This window comes from Novosphingobium sp. P6W (genome assembly GCF_000876675.2).
Lineage (GTDB): Bacteria > Pseudomonadota > Alphaproteobacteria > Sphingomonadales > Sphingomonadaceae > Novosphingobium.
In genome coordinates this window covers 1331250-1353136 of record NZ_CP030352.1, presented here as the reverse complement: position 1 = coordinate 1353136, position 21887 = coordinate 1331250, and the positions used below count along the sequence as shown (strand labels likewise).

Below are 21887 nucleotides of genomic sequence, written 5' to 3'. Positions count from 1 at the left end.
CTTAGCCCCTAGCGGGGGCGTGCCGGTTCAGGAAGTCCTTGATGGCGTCCAGCGCGCGGTCCCTCACGGGGTCGACTTCGCGCAGGATCTCATGCCGGCACTCGCTGCCGAAGGAGACCAGTTCGCCTTGCGGCAGACGCGCGGCGGCACGGCGAATCGCGGGCCAGGAAACAAGCGCATCAATGCTGGTGCCCAGCAGCAGCACCGGCACGGTGACCGCCTCCAGCACGCCGGAGCATTCCAGCATATGCATCGAGGCAAGGCCGCGTTCCACCCAGCCCCAGCTTGCCGGACCCATGGCGATCGCAGGGCGCGCGCGGCGCCACCACTCTTCGTCGTCGTAGCGGTCATCGTCGTGGGTCAGCAGCAGGCTGCGCGCACGCGGCGCGGCGCCGGGTTTCTCGCCGCCCTTCCACGCCGGACGGCTGGGATCGCCCAGCGCGACGATGCCGCGCGCCACGGGGTGCAGAACACTGGCGGGAATCCACGCAGGATGAATACCCAGCATCGGCGCGGAGAGGACCACCGCATCGGGCTTCACCGCGCCTTGCGCCACCGCGCGCAGCACAAGGTGCCCGCCCATCGAATGTCCCACTGCGATGTGCGGGCCCGGGGTGCTGGCCGCCCAGTCAGCAAAAAGCGCGGCATAATCATTCACCCAGACCGAAAAATCGGACACGTGGCCGGTCGTCGCATCGCGGCCCAGCCGGCCCGACCCGCCCTGCCCGCGCCAGTCCGCCGAAGTGACCTGCCAGCCTTCGCGGTGCCAGCCGTCCAGCGTCTCCAGCCACTTCTCGTAGGCATCGCCCCGGCCCGGCATGAACAGGATCGAGCCGCGCCGCTGCCCCTCAGCGGCGACCGGCCAATCGACCCGGCGCAGCGCGTGGCCATCGGGCAGCGACCAGCGCGATTCGACCGCCTCGGGCGGGATCGCGCGCCGGGCTGCGGACGAAGGGACTGCGGACTTGAGGATGGTCTCGATGGCGGATGTCACTCGGGGATATCGCTAAAAGATGGCTCATTCGGACGGGCGGCTGTCTTGGTTACTATTTGGTAGTGGTGCCCGGAGTACAGAGATCCCGATCCAAAGGGACAATCGCATGACGGGCGCCGTTTTTTCGTATCTGCTGCTGGCCGCATTGGCAACGGCGCTGCTAACCGCGGCGCTGACCGACCTGCGCCGGCGCGAGATCAACAACTGGCTCAACCTGACCATCGCCCTGGCCGCGCCGCTGTGGTGGCTGGCGATGGGCCTTGGCCCGCTGGATATCGCGCTCCAGCTGACCGTTGCCGCCGTGACTTTCGCGGTTGCCTGCCTGCTATTCGTCGCAGGACAGATGGGCGGCGGCGACGTGAAGCTGCTGGGCGCGCTGGCGCTGTGGTTCACACCGTCCAGCTTCTGGGACCTGGTGGTGCTGATGGCGCTTCTGGGCGGCGGCGGCTCGATCGCGATGGCCGCCCTAAACATGAAGCGCGAGCCCGGCGAATCGGTGCGCGACGCCCTTGCCGGTGTTGCCGCGCTTGCCTGGGTATGGGGCGCCTGCGCCGTGGTGTTCGCGGTGGCGACCGGCCGTCCGATCGTCAGCGGCGAAACCGTCTCGGCCCTGTTCGACAGGCTGCCGGGTTTCTGGGCGCTTATGCTGGGCGTAATCGTGGTCCTGATACTGTTCATGGCGGGCCTGCGCCACATGATGCGCCGCCAGAAGTCGCGGCTCGAAATTCCTTACGGCATTGCCATCGCCGCCGCCGGGCTCTGGGTGATGGGCGCACAGACGCTTGCGGCGGCCCGCTTCGCGGCCTGATGCGCGCCTCAACGGGGTGAACCCGTTCTTAACCAATTTACCCGATAAGGCTTGCTGAGATTCGGGGTTTTTCAAGGGGCTTATCCAGCCATGGACAGGAAGAAGGTGGTGCTGCTCGCAGTGGCGCTGCTCATCGCAGCATTCACCGCATTTGCAGCAAGGTCGATGTTCGCAGGCGGCGCCGCGCCGCAGGCCGAAGCCGTGGCCGCGCAGCCCAAGGGCCCCAAGGTCCTTGTCGCCCAGCGCGCGCTGCCGGTCGGCACGATCATCACCGCTGATTCGGTGTCCTTCCAGGGATGGCCGGACGAGCTGGTGAAGGACGCCTACTACATCGAGGGCGAGGCCGACATGTCCAAGCTGCTCGGCACCGTGGTGCGCTTCCCGATCACGGCCGGCCAGCCGCTCACCCAAGGTTCGCTCGTCGCCCCCGGTGACCGCGGCTTCCTTGCCGCCGCGCTGGCCCCCGGCATGCGCGCCATCACCATCCCCGTTTCCGCCAAGACCGGCGTCGGCGGCTTCGTGTTCCCGGGCGACCGCGTCGACCTCATGCTTACCCAGGACGTCAAGGGCGAAGGCAGCGGCGATTCGCTGCGCACCGCCGAGACGATCCTGCGCAACCTGCGCGTGCTCGCCACCGATCAGGCCACCGACAGCGAAGTCGTCGACGGCAAGACCGTGGTTCACGCCTTCCGCACCGTCACCCTCGAAGTCACTCCGCGCATCGCCGAAAAGGTCGCCGTCGCGCAGGAGATCGGCGAGATCAGCCTGTCGCTGCGCGCCATCGCCGACAACCAGGGCGAATTCGAACGCATCCTCGCCAACGGCGACGTCAAGGTTCCCGAAGGCGCCACGCGCGAGCAGGAAGAATCGCTGATGAAGCAGGCGATGGGCAAGCCGCTGGAAGGCAACACCACTTACGTTACCGGCGGCGACGTCTCGCGCTTCCAGCGCTCGACCATGCCAACCGCCTCCGCGCCTGCCCCGGTCACCGGCGCTGCCCCTCAGGTTGTCTCCGCAAGCGGCCAGCCGGTGCGGACCGGACCCGTGGTGCGCGTTACGCGCGGCAAGGAAACCACCGAAGAACCCGTGGGCAAGCCGTGATGACCATTCGCCACATGCAGCGGCCCGCTGCCGCCCGTTTCACCGCCTTTGGGGGCACCACGATGAAGCCCACTCTTCTCAAGAGCATACTGGTCGCCGCCTGCGCGATCACGCCCCTGGCCGCCGGCATAGCCGCGCCGGCGGGCGCCCAGTCGGCAAGCCCTTCGGTCGTGCGCCCGGCGCAGGATATCACGCTGTCGATCGGCAACGGCCAGCTCATCAACGTGGCGGGCGCCATGACCGACGTGTTCGTCGCCAACGAATCGGTGGCGGACGTGCAGGTGAAATCGGCGCGCCAGCTTTACGTCTTCGGCAAAGGCGGCGGCACCACCACCGTCTATGCCAGCAATGCGGCGGGCGCGGTGGTCTGGTCTGGCACGGTCCGCGTCGGCTCCAACCTCGACAGCGTCGATTCCATGCTGCGGCTGGCTATGCCCGAGGCCAAGATCGCGGTTTCGACCATGGGTTCCAGCACGTTCCTGCTGACCGGCACTGTGCGTAATCCGGAAGACGCGGCCGAGGCCGAGCGCCTCGTGAAGGCCTTTTCCGGCAAGGACGCCAACGTCATCAGCCGTCTGCGCATGGCGACACCTCTGCAGGTCAACCTGCAGGTGCGCATCGCGGAAGTCAGCCGCTCGCTGGTCAAGTCGCTGAGCGTCAAGCTGGCGACGCTGGACGGAACGGGCGGCTTCAAGTTCGGCGTCGGACAGGGCGGCACTATCGGCAACAACTTCAATCCCGGCCGCGTGCTCGGCGTGGGGGGGAACGGCGAAGCCGGACAGGTCGGGTTTGACCCGGTTACCGGAGCCTTGGCCAACCTGACCGGGTCCGACGTCACTGCGACGTCGACCGGCACTACCCTGGGCTTCGCCGGGAAGCTGCTGGGCGTCAACCTGCTCGGCGCGCTGGACGCGGGCGAGACCATCGGCCTCGTCAGCACGCTGGCCCAACCCAACCTGACTGCGCTTTCGGGCGAAACCGCCGACTTCCTCGCAGGCGGCGAATACCCGATCCCGATCAGCCAGGGCCTCGGCGCGACTTCGGTGGAATACCGCAAGTACGGCGTGAGCCTGAGCTATACGCCCACCGTGCTGGCCAATGGCCGCATCTCCATGCGCGTGCGCCCGGAAGTATCGGAACTGTCGACCCAGGGCGCCGTCTCGCTTGGCGGCTACACGATCCCCGCGCTGACGGTGCGCCGCACCGAGACGACCGTTGAACTCGGCTCGGGCCAGAGCTTCATGATCGCCGGCCTGCTCAGCAACAACACCGCCAACTCGATACAGAAGATGCCGGGCGCCGGCGACCTGCCGATCCTCGGCTCGCTGTTCCGCTCCACCGGCTACAGGCGCGGCGAAACCGAACTGGTGATCGTGGTGACACCCTACCTCGTCAATCCGGTGGACGGCTCGCAGATCGCGCTGCCGACCGACGGCTTCAATTCGCCCAATGAACTCCAGCGCCTGCTGGGCAACATGGGTAGCGACGGCGTCAGCGGCACCAAGCGGCCCGGCCCGAGCCAGGCCCCCACCGGCCCTGCCCCGGCGCCCAGCCTCGGCGCGGCCGAAAGCAAGGCCCCCTCGCGCGCCGCGGCGGGCGATACCGCCAAGCCCGGCTTCAGCCTGAAGTGAGAAAGATGAACTCCATGCGACACCGCACATTCGCGCCCGCCGGGCTCATCCTCGCACCGATGCTGGCTCTCGCTCTTGCCGGCTGCGGCGGCATCCCCTCCAACCGCTCGATGGAATCGGTCCACCAGCCGGTGGTCGAGAGGACCGACTACACGCTCGACCTGACGACGGGCGGCGGCAATGGCAGCGGCCTTGCCTATGGCGAACAGGGACGCCTTGCCGGCTGGTTCGACGCCATGGGCCTGAAGCACGGCGACCGCGTCTATATCGACGATCCGGCCGCCAGCCCGGCGACGCGCGGCGCGGTAGAGGCCGTGGCCTCGCGCTACGGCATCTTCCTCAGCGACGAGACGCCGCAGAGCGCAGGCTACGTGGCCCCGGGCACTGCCCGCGTGTTCGTGACCCGCTTCAAGGCGACCGTGGCCGGCTGCCCGGACTGGTCCGCGAACAGCGACGCCAATCCCACCAACGGCCTGTCCACCAACTACGGCTGCGCGACTAATGCGAACATGGCCGCGATGGTCGCCAACCCCGAAGACCTGATCCACGGCGCGCGGGATACCGGCACCACGGTTGTGATGACCTCGAACAAAGCCATCGACGCCTATCGCAACGCACCTACCACCGGCCAGGGCAGCACCATCTCCCAGACCGGCACCAAGGGGAACTGAGCCATGAACGCACCCTGGAAATCCGGCGGCCCCGGCAGCCGCGACCAGTTCGCAGCATTCCTGTGCGACGACGCCTCGCTCGACGTGGTGCGCACGCTTGCCACCGACCTCGGCTGGCAATCGGAAAAGTGCAACAAGGGCGGTCTGCGTAGCGCTGTCCAGTCGCTGTCGATCACCGCCAGTCCCAACATCCTGCTGGTCGACCTGTCGGAAAGCGGCGATCCGCTGAGCGACATCAACGCCCTTGCCGAAGTGTGCGAGCCGGGAACGGTCGTCGTCGCGGTAGGCCAGGTCAACGACGTGCGCCTTTACCGCGATCTCATCGCCAGCGGCATCCACGACTATCTGCTCAAGCCGTTGCAGCCCTCGCACGTGCGCGATTCGCTTGCCCAGGCCCAGGCCACTTTCGCCGCGCCGCGCGTGCAGGACGCGGGGGCTTCCAAGCAGCACATCTCGACCGCCGTGATCGGCACGCGCGGCGGCGTCGGTGCCTCCACCCTGGCGACCTCGCTTGCCTGGCTGTTCAGCGCCGACCACAAGCTGCCGACCGCGCTGCTCGACCTCGACATCCATTTCGGCACGGGCGCGCTGTGCCTCGACCTGGAGCCGGGCCGCGGCCTCACCGACGCGATCGAGAACCCCAGCCGCATCGACGGCCTGTTCATCGAACGCGCCATGATCCGTGCGAACGACAACCTCGCTATCCTCTCGGCCGAGGCGCCGATCAACACCCCGCTGATGACCGACGGCACGGCCTTCGTTCAGCTTGAAGAGGAATTCCGTTCCGCCTTCGAGATGACCGTCATCGACATGCCGCGCAACATGCTGATCAACTTCCCGCAGCTGGTCGCGAACGTGAACGTGGTGGTACTGGTGACCGAGATGACGCTGGCCTCGGCACGCGATTCGATCCGCATGCTGTCGTGGTTCAAGGGCAATGCACCCCAGACCCGCATCATCATCGTCGCCAACAAGGTGCAGACCGCATTGGCCGAGATCAGCAAGGCCGATTTCGAGGCTTCGATCGAAACCAAGATCGACCTCATGATCCCGTACGATCTCAAGGCCGCTTCGATGGCTGCAAAGCTGGGCCAGACCTTCGCCGACGCCAACCGCGCCAGCAAGGCCGGCTCGGTGATGCGCGATCTGGCCGCGACCATCGCCGATACCGGCGACGACCACATGGTTTCGGCTCCCAAGGCATCGCTTTTGGGCAAGATCGACTTCAAGTCGATGATGCCCAAAGCGAAGAAGAAGGCGCAGGCCTCAGCGCATTGATGCGCTGCGGGCAGGCTCGGGCGTAAAGGCACGGCACGGCTATGAACTTCCTCCAGCTCATCACGGTCGCAGCGGGCCTTTCCGGCGTGCTGCTGCTGCTCTGGGCAGCCTTTTCAGGGCCCTCGCCGGCCAAGGAATCGACGCGCCGCCTGAAGTCGGTGCGCTTCCGCCATTCGGCGAGCGGCAGCGACCGGCTCGAAGCGCAGATGCGCAGAGCCGTGGCTGCGCGCAAGCCCAAGGGCCACCATATCGCGGGTTCCGGCTCGCGGACGGAAGCGCTCGCGCTGCGCCTGAACCGCTCGGGCAAGAAATGGACTGTCAAACAGTACCTCTACGGCTCGCTCGGCCTTGGCAGCGCCATTGCGCTACTGCTGTTCCTGAAGACCGGAGCGCTGTTCCTCGGGCTGGCCTTCGGGGCTTTCGTGGGCGCCGGCCTGCCGCACATGGTGCTGAATTTCTTCGTCAAGAAGCGCACCAACGCCTTCACCATCAAGTTCGCCGACGCCATCGACCTGCTCGTGCGCGGCCTGCGCTCGGGTCTGCCGGTTTCCGAAACGCTGACGATCGTCTCGCAGGAAGTCCCCGGCCCCGTCGGCGAAGAGTTCAAACTGGTCACCGACCGCATGAGAGTGGGCAAGACCATGGAGGACGCCCTCCAGGAAACCGCCGATCGCCTGGGCATCCCCGAGTTCAACTTCTTCTGCATCACCCTGGCGATCCAGCGCGAAACCGGCGGCAACCTCGCCGAGACGCTGGCGAACCTCTCCGACGTGCTGCGCAAGCGCGCGCAGATGAAGCTCAAGATCCGCGCGATGAGTTCGGAATCCAAAGCCTCGGCCTATATTGTCGGCTCGCTGCCCTTCATCGTCACCATCATGATCTACTGGGTGAACCCCAAGTATATCGGCGAATTCATGGTCGACGAACGCCTGATGGTCGCCGGTATGGGCGGCGCGATCTGGATGGGCATCGGCGCCTTCATCATGGCCAAGATGGTCAGCTTCGAAATCTGATCGAGAAGGCAGGACAACACCCATGCTCGACCAACCCGCAGGTCCCACGCTCCTCGGCTTCGACGTAACCCTCGTCGGTACGTTGCTGTCGCTGGTCGCCGCTGCCGCGGTGATCCTCGCGATCTACTCGGCGATCACCATCCGCGATCCGATGGCAAAGCGCGTCAAGGCGCTCAACCAGCGCCGCGAAGCTCTCAAGCTGGGCCTCACTACGACTGCCCGCAAGCGCCAGAGCCTGGTGCGCCGCAACGACACCACCGACAAGATGGGCGCGTTCCTGGGCGGCGCCAAGATGCTCCAGGACAGCCAGATCAAGGAGATCCAGCAGAAGCTGGCGCAGGCCGGCATCCGCAACAAGGAATGGGCCGTAGCGGTCGTGTTCGCGCGCCTCGTCGCGCCGATCGTGCTGGGCGGCCTGGCCGCACTGGTGATCTACGCGATCGACTACTTCCCAGAATGGAGCTCCTTCAAAAAGTTCCTGGCTTTCGCGGGCATGGTGCTGGCAGGCTACAAGGGCCCCGACCTCTTCATCAAGAACCTGATTACCAAGCGTACCGATGCGATCCGCAAGGGTTTGCCCGATGCGCTCGACCTTCTGGTGATCTGCGCGGAAGCCGGCCTCACCGTCGACGCCGCGTTCGAGCGCGTATCGCGCGAACTGGGCCGCGCCTATCCGGAACTGGGCGACGAATTCTCGATGACCTCGATCGAACTGTCGTTCCTCCACGAACGCAGGCAGGCGTTCGAGAACCTCGCCTACCGCGTCAATCTGGAAGCGGTGAAGGGCGTGGTCACCACCATGGTTCAGACCGAGCGCTACGGCACCCCGCTCGCCTCGGCGCTGCGCGTGCTCTCGGCTGAATTCCGCAACGAACGCATGATGCGCGCCGAGGAAAAGGCCGCGCGCCTGCCTGCGATCATGACCGTGCCGCTGATCCTGTTCATCCTGCCCACGCTCTTCGTGGTGATCCTGGGCCCGGCCGCCTGCTCGATCGGCGACGCTTTCTCCGGCGGCGATCCGCACCCGGCCAAGCCAGGCTGATCGGCGGGGCTGGAGCGATCAGGCGCCGGCCGCATAATTGACCCGGTCGTCACCCCAGCGAAGGCCGGGCTGACGATCAAGGGGCCGCGTACCTAGACCGGCGTTTCCACCAGATCCGCGATCTCGAACACGAAGCTTGTCCAGCCCCGCATTCGCGCCGCGTCATCCAGGGCGGCGCGCTTCTTCTTCGCCTCCGCCAGCGAGCGGGCATGGCCCCAGAAGACTTCGGTCTTGCCGTTCTGCAACTGCGCCACCACGCGCCAATAATGCGTGAGGGGGTCGCCCGTGGGGCCGATCGTCTTGACGTAGCCATCCGGCATCGTCGCGGTGAGGTAGCGCTTTTTTCGGGCCATGAAGCTGCCCTTGTCAGGCTGGCATGCGCCCGGCAACAGCGCCGAGAATCCGCAGCAGCCAGTTCCGGCACGACTCAGCGCGCAAGGATTCCCGCCATGATGATGTCGATGGTGTGTTCGCGGTAGCGATCGCGCAGTTCTTCCGTCAGCGAATCCTGATCGAAACAGTGCTTGAGCACCAGCCGCGCCGAGAAGAAGCGGTCCACCGCCCCGGTGACGGTGAAGTAGAACAACTGCGGGTCGATTTCGCGGAACACGCCCGCCTTCACGCCGTCACCGATCAGCTGCTCATAAGCACGGTAGATCGGCGAGAGATAGCAGTCGGCGATCCGCCGCGCCTCCGTGTCGTCGCTTTCGCGCACCATGCGCATGGTCAGCCGGTTGAGGTACGGCACCTCGTAGAAAGTATCGACAACCTTCCACAAGTGCCGCCGCAGCTTTGCCTCCGGCTCCCATTCATCCTTGGCTACCAGCGCGTCGACGCTGCTGACGATGGCCTGCCAGTCGCGGTCGAGCAGCGCCTTCAGAAGCCCCGCCTTGTTGCCGAAGTAATACTTCACCAGCGCCGAATTCAGCCCTGACCGCAGCGACAGTTCGGACAGAGAGATGTCTACCACATCGCCGTCGCGCATGATCGCGCTTGCGGTATCGAGCAGCAGCGCCCGCGCCCCGGGAGGGGCGGCGACGTCACTCGATGCTGAGCCATTCGGCAAGGCGGAACGTTCCTTCATCGCAGCCTTACTTCGGCCCCAGGCGGATCGCGCCGTCGAGACGCACGGATTCGCCGTTCATATAGTCGTGCTCCAGAAGGAACAGCGCCAGCTTGGCGTATTCCTCTGCCTTGCCCAGCCGCTTGGGGAACGGCACCATCGCGGCGAGCGCGTCCTGCACGCCCTGCGGCATCCCGGCCATCATCGGAGTCTCGAAGATGCCGGGCAGGATGGTGTTGACGCGGATGCCCTCGCTCATGAGATCGCGCGCGACAGGCAGAGTCATCGCCTGCACACCGCCCTTGGACGCGGCATAGGCGGCCTGCCCGATCTGCCCGTCCTGCGCCGCGACGGACGCCGTATTGACGATGGCCCCGCGCGATCCCGCATCGTCGAGCGGTGCCAGCCTCGACATGCCCGCGGCCGACTTGCTGATGCAGCGGAACGTGCCGACGAGGTTAATGGCGATGGCCTTCTCGAACAGCGCCATGTCGTGAGCGCGCGGCTCGCCTGTTTCACGGTTCTTGCCGACGGTCTTGGCAGCGGGCGCGATGCCGGCGCAGTTGACCAGCACCCGCTCCTGTCCATGCGCAGCGCGGGCCTTGGCGAAGCCTGCGACCACACTGTCCTCGTCGGTGACGTTGACCGCGCAGAACACGCCGCCTATTTCCGCTGCCAGCGCCTCGCCCGCCTCGGCATTGAGATCGAAGATCGCAACCCTCACCCCATTCGCGGCAAGCGCGCGTGCGGTGGCGGCACCCAGGCCCGAAGCCGCGCCGGTCACGACGGCGGACATGCTGCTATCAAGCTTCATACCGATGATCCTTTCGGCCAATTTCATGAGACGGCCCGTATGCCGTACCGGACAGTCCGGGCAACCTTTTCGCGCGGCCCATTTAATCGACCGGTTAAAGGGACGGCAGAGCGCGGTCAATGCGCTTGTGGGACACAGTCCCAGTTACGCAACAGGATTTCCCTCCGGCGATACTATGCGCAAGAATCACAACGAACCGCACCAAAATGCGACACTCTATTTTGTACCCAAAGACCTTCGGAAATGTTGGGTTTCTGCCATTGTCTGCACCAGAGCCCCGGCGTATGTTGCCACATTGCAACAACATCCAATGCAAATTAATTCCTTCGGCAAATTCCATTGAAAGCCGGTTCCCCTAGCGCGAGAACCCCATCCATGGCGTCGAGGTGCGGAAAAGTACCCGAAGCTGCAAGGTGTCATTTGCCGGGTCTGGTCACGCTCCCTGACAAGTGAACGAAGCCACAAGGGACACACAAGTTGAAGACATCCATCTACAAGGGCGCCCTTCGCGGCGCGACGAGCCTTGGCGCGCTCGCGCTGCTTTGCGGAACCGCTTATGCGCAGGACGCCGCCCCCCAGGCAGCCGAAGCCGTCGATGATTCCAACACCATCGTGGTTACCGGTTCGATCACGCGTAATCCGGCGGCCGCTACCGCATCGCCGGTCGTCTCCATCACTTCGGATGACCTCAGCAAGCGCGGCATCACCACCGTTGCCGACGCGCTGCAGACGCTGACCGCCAACAACGCGGGCACTATTCCCGCCAGCTGGTCGGCCAACGGCTTCACCACCGGCGCTACTGCTCCTTCGCTGCGCGGCTTCAACAACTCGTACACGCTCACGCTGTTCGACGGTATGCGCACCGCCTACTATCCGCTGGCGGACGATACGCAGCGCAACATCGTCGACATCAACTCGATCCCCGGCTCGATCGTCGACCGCGTCGACACCCTGCTTGACGGCGCCTCGGCAACTTACGGCTCTGACGCGATCGCCGGCGTCATCAACGTCATCACCAAGCGCCAGATCACGGGCCTGCACCTCGACGGCTCGCTCGGTATCTCGCAGCGCGGCGATGGCGGCGAACAGCGCCTGAACGCCACCTACGGCTACGGCGACCTCGACGAGCAGGGTTTCAACATCTACGCAAACGTCGAGTATCAGCGTAACGCCAAGATGTTCCTGCGCGATCGCGGCGCACCGTTCAACACCGCCGACCAGAGCTCGATCTGCGGCACCGCCGAGCAGGGCTGCCTTCCCAACAGCATCCGCAACGGCATCCAGGCCGATGGCAGCTACAACGGCTTCCAGTCGACCATCATCAATTTCGTCCAGCCGGTTTCGGCAACGCCCGACGCCGACGGCAACTACTTCGGCCTGGCTCCGAACCAGCTGCTCAATCCGGCTGCCGGCTGCGGCCGCCTGAACTCGGTCACGCTGACCCCCGAGCAGCAGGCCGGTACAGCCAACGCGGCCACCGGCGTCCCCGTCGCACCTTCGGTCGCCTGCCAGCAGGACCTGGTTAACGACTACAGCATGTACAACGCCAAGATCGAACGTAAGGGCGCCACCCTTCGCGCGACCGCCAAGGTCGGTTCTGACGCCGAAGCGTTCTTCATGTTCAACTACTACAACGTGAAGACCTCGAACCTCTCGCAGAACTCGGCATGGGCCGATCGCACGGCCGCCGGCGGCGACCGCGTCACCGTCAGCCAGATCCTTCTGCCAGCCTACGTCTGCGCCAACGGCACTTCGTCGGTCGTCGGCGGCAACCTGATCGCATCGGGCTGCAATGCTGCCAACGGTACGCTCAACCCCAACAATCCGTTTGCGGCTGACGGCAACCTCGCCCTCCTCACCGGCCGGCCTGACCGTCCGCGCGAAACCTTCACCAACGCCAAGACCTACCGTGCTTCGGCCGGCATCAACGGCAGCTTCGGTCAGGGCTGGAACTACTCGCTCGGCGCCACCGCTTCCGAGGTCACGCTGGACGTCAAGAACACCGGTTACATCTACCTGCAGGGTCTGATGGACGCCATTGCTCAGGGCACCTACAACTTCGCAGATCCCTCGGCCAATTCCGAAGCTGCGAACCAGATCGTCTTCCGTGACCAGAACAAGCGCTCGACCTCGAAGCTTGCGCAGGTCATCGCGACGCTCAACAAGGACGTGTTCGAGCTTCCCGGCGGCTTCGTGAATGTTGCCGTCGCGGGCCAGTACCGTTACGAATCGATCGACAACCCCAGCTCCAACGCCCCGAATGACGTCAACCCGGCAGCACGTTACTACGGCATCAACGCCGTAGGCGTGAAGGGCAACCGCGACATCTGGTCAGCTTCGTATGAAATCTCGGTGCCGGTCGTCGACCAGTTCCGCTTCAAGCTCGATGGCTCCTACGACCATTACTCGACCGGTCAGAAGAACTTCGCGCCCAAGTTCGAAGCTGAATTTACCCCGATCGAGCAGATAAAGCTGCGCGGCACCTTCTCAAAGGGCTTCCGCGCCCCGAACCTGAACGAGTCCTTCCAGCTTCCCTCCACCGGCTACACCAGCGCCCAGATCAACTGCAACGACGCGACTTACACTGCATTCTGCGCTGCTCACGCCAGCAATACCGCTTACTATGCGGGCGGATACAGCCCCGGCATCACATCTTCGGGCAATCCCGACCTGAAGGCCGAGAAGTCTACCTCGTACACCATGGGTATCGTGGTGCAGCCGACGCGCCGGATTACCCTGACGCTCGACTACTGGCGCACGAAGATCAACAACCTCATCGCCAGCGCCAGCGCCAGCGACGACATCTACAGCCAATACTACACCAACAACGGCGTCGTTAACATTCCGGGCATCGAGGTCACCCAGGGTGCCCCCGATCCGCAGAACCTGAACGCACTGCCGCTGCTGGGCGAGATCATCAGCTCGTTCCAGAACCAGAACTCGCTGCTCGGCAAGGGTATCGACTTCTCGGCGGATGGCCGCTTCGACCTGACCGACACCGTTTCGCTGCGCAGCAAGGCGACCGCGTCGTACCTGCTCCGCCTCCAGCAGGAGAACGACGACGGCACGACCTGGCGCTATGACGGTTCGCTGGGCGGCTGCAACCTGACCTCGTGCTCGGGCGCCCCGCGCTTCCGCGCCACCTGGCAGAACACGCTGGACTTCAACGACAAGGGCAGCTTCACCCTGACCGCCAGCTACACCAGCGGTTACTCGGCGACGTCGTCGGATGCTGGCGGCTTCTACAAGGACTGCCAGGCCAGCGCCGACAGCGGCCAGCTGGTATCTTACGACAACGGCGATCCCGTGCAGTGCCACGCGAAGTCGGTCTTCAACCTGGACGCCCACGGCGAAATCAAGGTTGCGGAGCAGTTCAAGTTCTACTTCGACATGCTCAACGTCCTCGACGGCAAGCCGAAGTACGATCCGAACGCCGGTTATGGCCTGTACCAGTTCAACCCGGCCTGGTCGGACCGACTGTTCATGGGCCGCTACTTCCGCGTCGGCGCCAAGGTCGACTTCTAAAGTCACCAGCCACACCTGAAATCGGGGGCGGTTCGCGCAAGCGGCCGCCCCTTTTTTATGACGTTCACGACCTTTGCCCGTTATCGCAACATAGTCGCAACAATGCCGCGCCCTTGTTGTATTGTTACAACTGTTTAGCAGGAAAATTACGTCACTGTTGCGGATAGTGTTGCAGTTCCGCGACTCTAAGGCAGGATGTCCTCATTGATCCCAGCCGCGCAGCGGAGGGATCTTCGGGCCTTTTCCGGGGCCCGGAATGCAATAAGGGGACACACTAAGTGAAAGCCACAATGACCAAGGCCGCCCTCCGGGGTGCGACCTGTCTTTCGATTGCGCTGCTGGGCAGCAACGCATACGCACAGGACGCCGTCCCGCAGGACACAGCAGCACAGGCCGCTGAAGATGCCACCACCGCCGATTCGATCGTCGTCACCGGATCGCGCATCTCCACCCCTAACCTGCAGTCGGCCAATCCGGTCGCCATCGTCACGGGTGAGCAGATCTTCAGCTCGGGCAACCTTTCGGTCGGCGACCAACTGAACGAACTGCCGATGATGCGCAGCACTTACAGCCAGGCGAACTCGACCCGCTTCCTGGGTACGCGCGGCCTGAACCTGCTCGACCTTCGCGGCCTGGGCACGCAGCGCACTCTGGTCTTGGTCAACGGCCGTCGTCACGTCGGCAGCGACGTTCTGGTCAACGCCACTTCGGTCGACGTCAACTCGATCCCGGCCGACCTGATCGACCGCGTCGATGTGGTGACCGGCGGCGCTTCGGGCGTCTACGGTTCGGACGCCATTGCCGGCGTCGTGAACTTCATCCTCAAGGAAGACTACGAAGGTCTCAAGCTGCGCGCGCAGAACGGCGTTTCGACTTACGGCGATGCCGGCAAGCAGTACGCCTCGATTCTCGCAGGCAAGAACTTCGCCGATGGCCGCGGCAACATCACCTTCTCCGGTGAATTCTCGCACTCGGAAGATTTCTACGCCTCGGGCCGCCCGGGTCTTGCCCGTCAGCAGAACTTCATCGTCACCGACACCGATCCCGCCGGTTCGCCGAACGGTTCGGACGGCATTCCCGACCGTACCTTCTACAACGACATCCGCTCCTCCACGATTTCGCTGGGCGGCCTCGTTGCAATTGGTCAGGGCTCCAGCTCGCGCTGCGGCAACAACGTGTCGAACTTCACGTGTACCTATCTGTTCCAGCCCGACGGCACGCTTATTCCGCAGACGGGTGAGCGTATCGGCATTGGCCCGAACGGTAACTTCCAGGGCGGCAATGGCACTACCGGCCGCGAAGGCCAGCTGGTTGCGCTTTCACCCGACCTGAAACGCTACACCGCCAACCTGACCGGTCACTACGAAATCTCGCCCGCGCTGGTACCGTTCTTCGAAGCGAAGTACAGCCGCACCGAAGCACGCGGTTCGCAGAGCGGTCCGTTTTTCTCGCAGGGCACGACTCTGGGCGATCCGGGCGGACGTGAGCGCGTGCGCCTCGACAACCCATACCTCAGCACCCAGGCGCGTGACGTCCTGACCGCCGCTCTCCTGGCAACCCCAGGCAATGCCAACGGTACTTCGTTCGCGGACATTCTGGACGATGACGGCAACGTCACCACCACCGCCGCCGCTCAGCTTGCAGCCCAGCGTGCCGCTATCGCTGCCGGCACCTACAAGTTCAACCTGCGTCGCAACTGGACCGATTTTGGCAACCGCGACGAAGAGATCAAGCGCGAAACCTTCCGCATTGTCGGCGGTCTTCGTGGCGATTTCAACGATGACTGGCATTACGAAGTGTCCGCCAACTATGGCGAGCACAAGGAATCAAACATCATCCGCGGCAACGTCAACGTCCAGCGTTACCTGCTCGCGATGGATTCGACGCGTGATGCGGCCGGCAACATCGTCTGCCGTTCGCAGATCAATCCAGCAGCCGGCATCTCCTACATCACCGGGGAAACCACCGGCGATCCACGTCTCGCAGGCGACATCGCTTCGTGCGTTCCGCTGAACCCGTTTGGCCAAGGTTCAGTCAGCCAGGCTGCCAAGGACTACATTCTCGTCGACAGCATGGCGCGCGGCAAGATGACTCAGCTGGACCTCATGGGTTTCATGTCGGGTGACACCAGCGCATTCTTCAACCTGCCAGGTGGCCCAGTGGCCTTCTCGGTCGGTGGCGAGTATCGTCGCGAGACGGTTTCCTACGACCTTGATGACCTTACGCAGGAAGGCTACGCGTTCTACAACGCCATTCCGTCCTTCACCGCGCCCGCGTTCAAGGTAAAGGAAGTCTACGGCGAAATCCTGCTGCCGCTTCTGGCCGACAAGCCCTTCTTCGAAGACCTGAGCCTGCGCGGTAACGGCCGTATCTCGGACTACGCCGGCGCAACCGGCACCGTGTACACCTACGGCGGTGAAGCGATCTGGAGCCCCGTCAGCGACATCAAGTTCCGCGGCACCTACTCGCGTTCGGTTCGCGCGCCCAACTTGGTCGAACTCTACTCGGCACAGGGCCAGAATTTCGCCCCGGGCTTCGTCGATCCCTGCTCGGAGCGTAACCTCGCCACCGGTTCTGCAAACCGCGTCGCGAACTGCAACGCGGCTGGCCGTCCGGCCGGTTACGACTTCGTCTACGCCCAGTCGCTCGAGATCGTGAGCGGCGGCAACCCTGAACTGAAGCAGGAAAGCTCCGACTCGATCACCATCGGCACCGTCATCCAGCCCCGCTGGATCCCCGGCCTGTCGATCTCGGTCGATTACTGGAACATCAAGGTCAAGGACGTGATCTCGTCGGTCGATGCACAGACGATCGCAAACCTGTGCTACGACTCGGCAACGCTGAGCAACCCGTTCTGCGGCCTGTTCCAGCGCGCTGGTGCCGGAGGCGGTCCGAACGGCGAAGTGGCGTTCCAGATCCTCGAAGGCAACCTGCTGGAATCGACGGCCAACTTCGCGAAGCTGAAGTATCGCGGCATCGACACGCAGATCAACTATGACCATACGTTCGACTTTGGACGTCTGTCGCTCGCCGCTTACTGGACCCATTACCTCCAGAAGGACGAGTTCACCGACCCCAGCGATCCGACCTTCAAGGACCGCCTGATCAACGAACTGAACGATCCTTCGGACGAAGTGACCATGAACGCCTCGTTCCAGACCGGCCCGGTCAAGTTCAGCTACGGCCTGCGCTGGATCGACAAGATGTACCTGAACACCTACGAGGATTATAACTCGCTCAACGGCAACCCGCCGCAGAACGAAGATTATGCTCCGATCAAGAAGTACAAGTCGGTGTTCTACCACGACGTTCGCCTGCAGTACTCGATCAACAAGGACTACGACTTCTACGTCGGCGCGGATAACGTCTTCAACAAGATGCCTCCGTACGGTCTGACCGGCGTTGGCGCTGGTTCGAGCGTGTACCCGAACCTGGGTCGTTACTTCTACGCAGGCATCACTGCCAACTTCTGATCGTTTCGATCGGCAATGCGTTAACGAAGGGGCGGCGGGCTATCCCGCCGCCCCTTTTCTTTGCGCGTTCGGCAGGCCATGAAAGCCCCATGAGCCAACACAGTGACCGAGCCATCAGCGCTCTCGAGAGCGGGGCGACAGCCGATGCGATAGCTATCGCCCGCGATGCCGGAGACGACGCGGACACCCTCAACCTCCTGGCAAACTGGACGCTCGGCGGACGGTTCCTTCCACGAGATCTCGTCGAAGCGCGCCGGCTATTGCGTGCAGCAAGCGAGGCCGGCAGCGAAGACGCCAGCCTTGTGGAGTCGGTACTCACAGCCAACGGCACCGGCGGCGTCCGCGACTGGCAGGGGGCGCTCGTTTTGCTGCGCAATGCTGCAGAGCGGTTCGGCGGCCCCGCGCGTGACGACGTCGCACTTCTCGGCGCGATGGCGCTGGATGCGAACGGCGATCCGGTGGGGCTGCCCGATCCCGAAATACTCGGCAAAGACTACGTGGTGCGGCGCTGGCGCGGGTTCCTGACACCGGGCGAATGCGCACATGTGGCCATGTCCGTCAGCGATCTGCTTGCGCCTTCGATGGTTGCCGATCCACGCACGGGCCGATTGATCGACCATCCCATTCGAACCTCATCGGCCGCCGTGGTTGGGCCGACGCGCGAAACCCTGCCCTTGCAAGCGATCCTGCGCCGCCTGGCTGCCGCTACCGGAACTGCGGTGGAACAGGGCGAGCCACTAAGCGTGCTCCACTATGCGCCTGGCCAGCAGTACCGCGATCATGTCGATACGCTGCCGCATGAGCCCAACCAGCGGATAAAGACGGCGCTCATGTATCTCAATTCAGGATATGCGGGCGGCGAAACGCACTTTGCCCTGTCGCGCCTGTCGGTGGCGGGCGGCGGCGGCGATGCCGTTGCTTTCGACAATGTCCTGCCGGACGGCACCCCGGACCCGAGAAGCCGCCACGCCGGCCTGCCGATCCGGCAAGGTACGAAATGGGCGGCGACCCGGTGGATCAGGGCGCGGCCCTACGACGTCTGGAACCCACGCTGAAACAGGCAGCCGACAGGATCATGCCCGCCGCTGCCTGTTCATTCTCTCACATCAAACCACGCCGATCACCAGTGCCCCGTCGCCATCCTCGATGTGGAGGTGCGAGCCGTCAGGCACTTCGCCTGCCAGCAACTTCTCAGCGAGCGGGTCCTGCAGATAGCGTTGGACCGCGCGCTTGAGCGGGCGCGCGCCGTAGACAGGATCGTAGCCCACCCGGCCCAGCCAGCGCTTGGCTGCATCGGTAAGGTCCAGCACGATCTTGCGGTCCTTGAGCAGCTTCTGCACCCGCGCCACCTGGATATCGACGATCGGCCCCATGTCCGCCTGCCCCAGCCGGTGGAACAGCACGATCTCGTCGAGACGGTTGAGGAATTCGGGGCGGAAATGCCCGCGCACCACTTCCATCACCTGCGGCTCGACCACGTCGACATCCTGGCCCTCGTCGAGCTGGGTCAGGTACTGGCTGCCCAGGTTCGAGGTCAGGATGATGAGGGTGTTGGTGAAGTCCACCACCCGGCCCTGCCCGTCCGTCAGCCGTCCATCGTCGAGCACTTGCAGGAGCACGTTGAAAACGTCGGGATGGGCCTTCTCGACTTCGTCGAACAGCACGACCTGATAAGGGCGCCGGCGCACGGCCTCGGTCAGCACGCCGCCCGATTCGTAACCGACATAGCCCGGAGGCGCGCCGATCAAGCGGGAAACCGCGTGCTTTTCCATGAACTCCGACATGTCGATGCGCACCATTGCAGTGTCATCGTCGAACAGGAACCCGGCGAGGGCCTTGGTCAGTTCGGTCTTGCCGACGCCCGTGGGGCCGAGGAACAGGAACGAGCCGAGCGGGCGGTTCGGGTCCTGAAGCCCGGCGCGTGCGCGCCGCACCGCCTTGGATACGGCGGACACCGCATCCTTCTGGCCGATGACGCGCGCACCGATGATCGTCTCCATCTTGAGGAGCTTCTCGCGCTCGCCCTCCAGCATCTTGTCGACGGGCACCCCGGTCCAGCGGCTGACGACGCCGGCGATATCGTCCTCGGTCACTTCTTCGCGCAGCAGAGCGGTACCGGCGGAGGCCTGAGCCTCGCCCAGTTGCCTTTCCAGCGCCGGGATCGTGCCGTAGGACAGCTCGCCAGCGCGGGCGAGGTCGCCCGAACGCTGCGCCTGTTCCAGCTCGATGCGCGCAGCGTCCAGCTTCTCCTTAAGCTTGCCTTCGGCGGCGATCTTGTCGCGCTCGTTCTGCCAGCGGGTGGTCAGCTCGCTCGACTGCTGTTCGAGGTTGCCCAGTTCGCCGCGCAAGGTGGCGAGGCGGTCCTTCGATGCCTCGTCGCTTTCTTTGCCGAGTGCCATTTCCTCGATCTTGAGCTGGATGATCCGGCGGTCCAGCTTCTCGATTTCTTCCGGCTTGGACTCCACTTCCATGCGGATGCGGCTGGCGGCCTCGTCCATCAGGTCGATCGCCTTGTCGGGCAGGAAACGGTTGGTGATGTAGCGGTTGGACAGCGTCGCCGCCGCCACGATGGCCCCGTCGGTGATGCGCACGCCGTGGTGCAGCTCGTACTTCTCCTTGAGCCCGCGCAGGATCGAAATGGTGTCCTCAACCGTGGGTTCGCCCACGAAAACGGGCTGGAACCGCCGCTGGAGCGCAGCGTCCTTTTCGACGTACTTCTGGTATTCATCCAGCGTAGTCGCGCCGATGCAGTGCAGTTCGCCGCGCGCAAGCGCGGGCTTCAGCAGGTTGCCGGCGTCCATCGAACCTTCGGAAGCGCCCGCGCCGATCAGCGTGTGCATCTCATCGATGAAAAGGATGATCTGCCCGTCCGCGCCCTTCACTTCGTCAAGCACGGCTTTCAGGCGCTCCTCGAACTCGCCGCGATACTTGGCGCCTGCGATCAGCGAGCCCATGTCGAGCGACATCAAGCTGCGGTCCTTGAGGCTGTCGGGCACGTCGCCATTGGCGATGCGCAGCGCGAGGCCCTCGGCGATGGCGGTCTTGCCCACGCCGGGGTCGCCGATCAGCACCGGGTTGTTCTTGGTGCGCCGGGCAAGGATCTGGATGGTGCGGCGGATTTCCTCGTCGCGGCCGATGACGGGGTCGAGCTTGCCACTGCGCGCCGCCTCGGTCAGGTCGCGGGCATACTTCTTCATCGCGTCATAGGCGTTCTCGGCCCCGGCGGAATCAGCGGTGCGGCCGCCGCGCAGTTCGGTGATCGCCGCTTCCAGCGACTGCGCCGTGACATTCGCCGCCTTCAGCGCCTGGCCCGCCGGCGTCGTGGTGGCAAGCGCGAGGCCCAGCAGCAGACGCTCGACAGTTACGAAGCTGTCGCCTGACTTGGTCGCAGCCTGCTCCGCCGCGTCGAGCACGCGCACGGCATCGTTATCCAGTCCCGGCGCACCAGCCGCACCGTTGCCCGATACCGCCGGCACCTTGGCAAGCGCCTTGTCCAGTTCCTGCACTGCGAAGACGGGATTGCCGCCCGCACGCTTGATCAGCCCGGCGGCCATGCCCTCAGGATCGTCGAGCAATGCCTTGAGAACGTGTTCGGGTGCGATGCGCTGGTGGTTCAGGCGGATCGCAACGGTCTGCGCGGCCTGCAGGAACCCCTTGGCCCGGTCAGTGAACTTTTCGAGATTCATGGGTAGTGTTGCCTCCTAATCTCGCCGATATGGTGTTGCAATTGTGCAACACAAGAGCCGCTGTGAGAAAAATCCCTTACCCCGCCTTGTCGTCCATCCAAGGCCTGAGAACCTTGATTGCTCGCAAGAAACCGGCGCCGAAACGGTCCGCAGCAAAGATGGGTGTAGCAGACGAAATTGCCAGAGGGCCTTGAGCGGCAGGTTCGCAGGGGCGGTAATGAACAATACTGTCGATCAGGACTTGGCCTTGTCCCTGCGGGTAGCCTAGCCTCCGCCGGATAATCGAGCGGGAAGAGGCAAATAATCGTGGCAAAATTCACTCCCCAGCAGGCGGCGGACGTGCTTGCGGTCAAGCAGGCGGTCTACGAGTGGGGCGACGAACTCGACATCCACAACGGCCTTTCGATGCGCGCGGCCGACTGCCTGACGCAGGACGTGCGCTACAATGTGGGCGGCCAGTGGCGCGAGGGACTGGAAGCGGTGGAGGAATTCTATAGCGGCCGGGCCGAGGCAATGCGCAGCGGCGCGGGGCTGATGACGATGCGCCACATAATCACCTCCCTGCGCGTCAGCTTCGACGACGCGGACCACGCAAAAGTCGGCTATCTGCTGGTTTTCTTCGCGGCGCTCGGCGACGGACCTTTCGACACCTACTGCGACCCTCTGGCCGTGGCGGATGTGAAGATGGAATGCCGCCGGGACGCAGACGGCGAATGGCGCATTTCAATGTTCGATTCTGGCCAGATCTTCAAGCGGGGTTGATACCCCTACATCGTCCCGGACTCGAT

Annotated in this window: 16 protein-coding genes; 11 read left to right on the top strand and 5 right to left on the bottom strand. The window is 64.3% G+C overall.

The features are described from left to right. Window position 1: 1 nt before the first annotated feature. Entirely contained in the window at window positions 2–994 is a 993-nt protein-coding gene (locus tag TQ38_RS06530) for an alpha/beta hydrolase (RefSeq protein ID WP_043976233.1), read from the bottom strand. Between the two features lie 106 nt (window positions 995–1100). Here TQ38_RS06530 and TQ38_RS06525 point away from each other — a divergent pair, with 106 nt between their 5' ends. The 7 genes from TQ38_RS06525 (at window position 1101) to TQ38_RS06495 (ending at window position 8538) form a co-directional block, all read left to right on the top strand. Then, a complete protein-coding gene (locus tag TQ38_RS06525) occupies window positions 1101–1802 on the top strand; it encodes a prepilin peptidase (RefSeq protein ID WP_043976234.1) in 702 nt (233 codons plus the stop codon). A gap of 90 nt (window positions 1803–1892) precedes the next feature. Further along, window positions 1893–2903 (top strand): Flp pilus assembly protein CpaB, encoded by a 1011-nt coding sequence (gene cpaB / locus TQ38_RS06520; RefSeq protein WP_043976236.1) that lies wholly within the window; start codon window positions 1893–1895, stop codon window positions 2901–2903. A gap of 14 nt (window positions 2904–2917) precedes the next feature. Continuing rightward, on the top strand, window positions 2918–4534 hold the full coding sequence (locus TQ38_RS06515; protein ID WP_043976449.1) for a type II and III secretion system protein family protein: 1617 nt from the start codon (window positions 2918–2920) through the stop codon (window positions 4532–4534). Window positions 4535–4548: 14 nt separating this feature from the next. After that, window positions 4549–5205 carry a CpaD family pilus assembly protein gene (locus TQ38_RS06510; protein ID WP_205316081.1) on the top strand — a complete coding sequence of 219 codons (657 nt, stop codon included), beginning with the start codon at window positions 4549–4551 and terminating at the stop codon, window positions 5203–5205. 3 nt (window positions 5206–5208) lie between these two features. Continuing rightward, complete coding sequence (locus TQ38_RS06505) at window positions 5209–6483, top strand: pilus assembly protein CpaE (RefSeq protein WP_043976240.1); 1275 nt, start codon at window positions 5209–5211, stop codon at window positions 6481–6483. A 41-nt stretch (window positions 6484–6524) separates the two neighbouring features. Continuing rightward, window positions 6525–7496 carry a type II secretion system F family protein gene (locus tag TQ38_RS06500; protein WP_043976242.1) on the top strand — a complete coding sequence of 324 codons (972 nt, stop codon included), beginning with the start codon at window positions 6525–6527 and terminating at the stop codon, window positions 7494–7496. A gap of 22 nt (window positions 7497–7518) precedes the next feature. Further along, window positions 7519–8538 (top strand): type II secretion system F family protein, encoded by a 1020-nt coding sequence (locus TQ38_RS06495; RefSeq protein WP_043976243.1) that lies wholly within the window; start codon window positions 7519–7521, stop codon window positions 8536–8538. A gap of 92 nt (window positions 8539–8630) precedes the next feature. Here the strand turns inward: TQ38_RS06495 and TQ38_RS06490 are convergent, their stop codons facing one another. The 3 genes from TQ38_RS06490 to TQ38_RS06480 form a co-directional block, all read right to left on the bottom strand. Further along, complete coding sequence (locus TQ38_RS06490; protein ID WP_043976451.1) at window positions 8631–8891, bottom strand: hypothetical protein; 261 nt, start codon at window positions 8889–8891, stop codon at window positions 8631–8633. A gap of 74 nt (window positions 8892–8965) precedes the next feature. Then, on the bottom strand, window positions 8966–9622 hold the full coding sequence (locus tag TQ38_RS06485; RefSeq protein WP_043976246.1) for a TetR family transcriptional regulator: 657 nt from the start codon (window positions 9620–9622) through the stop codon (window positions 8966–8968). Between the two features lie 7 nt (window positions 9623–9629). Beyond that, window positions 9630–10415: an SDR family oxidoreductase gene (locus TQ38_RS06480; RefSeq protein WP_043976453.1), complete on the bottom strand. Its 786-nt coding sequence runs from the start codon at window positions 10413–10415 to the stop codon at window positions 9630–9632. Window positions 10416–10892: 477 nt separating this feature from the next. Between TQ38_RS06480 and TQ38_RS06475 the strand changes: the two genes are divergently transcribed. The 3 genes from TQ38_RS06475 to TQ38_RS06465 all read left to right on the top strand — a co-directional run bounded on the left by TQ38_RS06475 (window position 10893) and on the right by TQ38_RS06465 (window position 18468). Further along, complete coding sequence (locus TQ38_RS06475) at window positions 10893–13940, top strand: TonB-dependent siderophore receptor (RefSeq protein ID WP_043976248.1); 3048 nt, start codon at window positions 10893–10895, stop codon at window positions 13938–13940. 290 nt (window positions 13941–14230) lie between these two features. Next, window positions 14231–17413, top strand: coding sequence for a TonB-dependent receptor domain-containing protein (locus tag TQ38_RS06470; RefSeq protein WP_082057737.1), 3183 nt, complete (start codon window positions 14231–14233; stop codon window positions 17411–17413). A gap of 89 nt (window positions 17414–17502) precedes the next feature. Next, the gene (locus TQ38_RS06465; protein WP_043976250.1) at window positions 17503–18468 is read left to right on the top strand and encodes a 2OG-Fe(II) oxygenase; all 966 of its coding nucleotides are present in this window, start codon (window positions 17503–17505) and stop codon (window positions 18466–18468) included. A gap of 51 nt (window positions 18469–18519) precedes the next feature. Here TQ38_RS06465 and clpB read toward each other — a convergent pair whose 3' ends face one another. Beyond that, window positions 18520–21099 carry an ATP-dependent chaperone ClpB gene (gene clpB / locus TQ38_RS06460; RefSeq protein WP_043976252.1) on the bottom strand — a complete coding sequence of 860 codons (2580 nt, stop codon included), beginning with the start codon at window positions 21097–21099 and terminating at the stop codon, window positions 18520–18522. Between the two features lie 306 nt (window positions 21100–21405). Here clpB and TQ38_RS06455 point away from each other — a divergent pair, with 306 nt between their 5' ends. Next, window positions 21406–21861 carry a nuclear transport factor 2 family protein gene (locus tag TQ38_RS06455; protein ID WP_043976254.1) on the top strand — a complete coding sequence of 152 codons (456 nt, stop codon included), beginning with the start codon at window positions 21406–21408 and terminating at the stop codon, window positions 21859–21861. Window positions 21862–21887 lie beyond the last annotated feature (26 nt).

Coding starts and splice junctions, on each gene's coding strand:
- TQ38_RS06525 (WP_043976234.1), top strand. CDS start 1,101: ATGACGGGCGCCGTTTTTTCGTATCTGCTGCTGGCCGCATTGGCAACG.
- cpaB (WP_043976236.1), top strand. CDS start 1,893: ATGGACAGGAAGAAGGTGGTGCTGCTCGCAGTGGCGCTGCTCATCGCA.
- TQ38_RS06515 (WP_043976449.1), top strand. CDS start 2,918: ATGCAGCGGCCCGCTGCCGCCCGTTTCACCGCCTTTGGGGGCACCACG.
- TQ38_RS06510 (WP_205316081.1), top strand. CDS start 4,549: ATGCGACACCGCACATTCGCGCCCGCCGGGCTCATCCTCGCACCGATG.
- TQ38_RS06505 (WP_043976240.1), top strand. CDS start 5,209: ATGAACGCACCCTGGAAATCCGGCGGCCCCGGCAGCCGCGACCAGTTC.
- TQ38_RS06500 (WP_043976242.1), top strand. CDS start 6,525: ATGAACTTCCTCCAGCTCATCACGGTCGCAGCGGGCCTTTCCGGCGTG.
- TQ38_RS06495 (WP_043976243.1), top strand. CDS start 7,519: ATGCTCGACCAACCCGCAGGTCCCACGCTCCTCGGCTTCGACGTAACC.
- TQ38_RS06490 (WP_043976451.1), bottom strand. CDS start 8,891: ATGGCCCGAAAAAAGCGCTACCTCACCGCGACGATGCCGGATGGCTAC.
- TQ38_RS06485 (WP_043976246.1), bottom strand. CDS start 9,622: ATGAAGGAACGTTCCGCCTTGCCGAATGGCTCAGCATCGAGTGACGTC.
- TQ38_RS06480 (WP_043976453.1), bottom strand. CDS start 10,415: ATGAAGCTTGATAGCAGCATGTCCGCCGTCGTGACCGGCGCGGCTTCG.
- TQ38_RS06470 (WP_082057737.1), top strand. CDS start 14,231: ATGACCAAGGCCGCCCTCCGGGGTGCGACCTGTCTTTCGATTGCGCTG.
- TQ38_RS06465 (WP_043976250.1), top strand. CDS start 17,503: ATGAGCCAACACAGTGACCGAGCCATCAGCGCTCTCGAGAGCGGGGCG.
- clpB (WP_043976252.1), bottom strand. CDS start 21,099: ATGAATCTCGAAAAGTTCACTGACCGGGCCAAGGGGTTCCTGCAGGCC.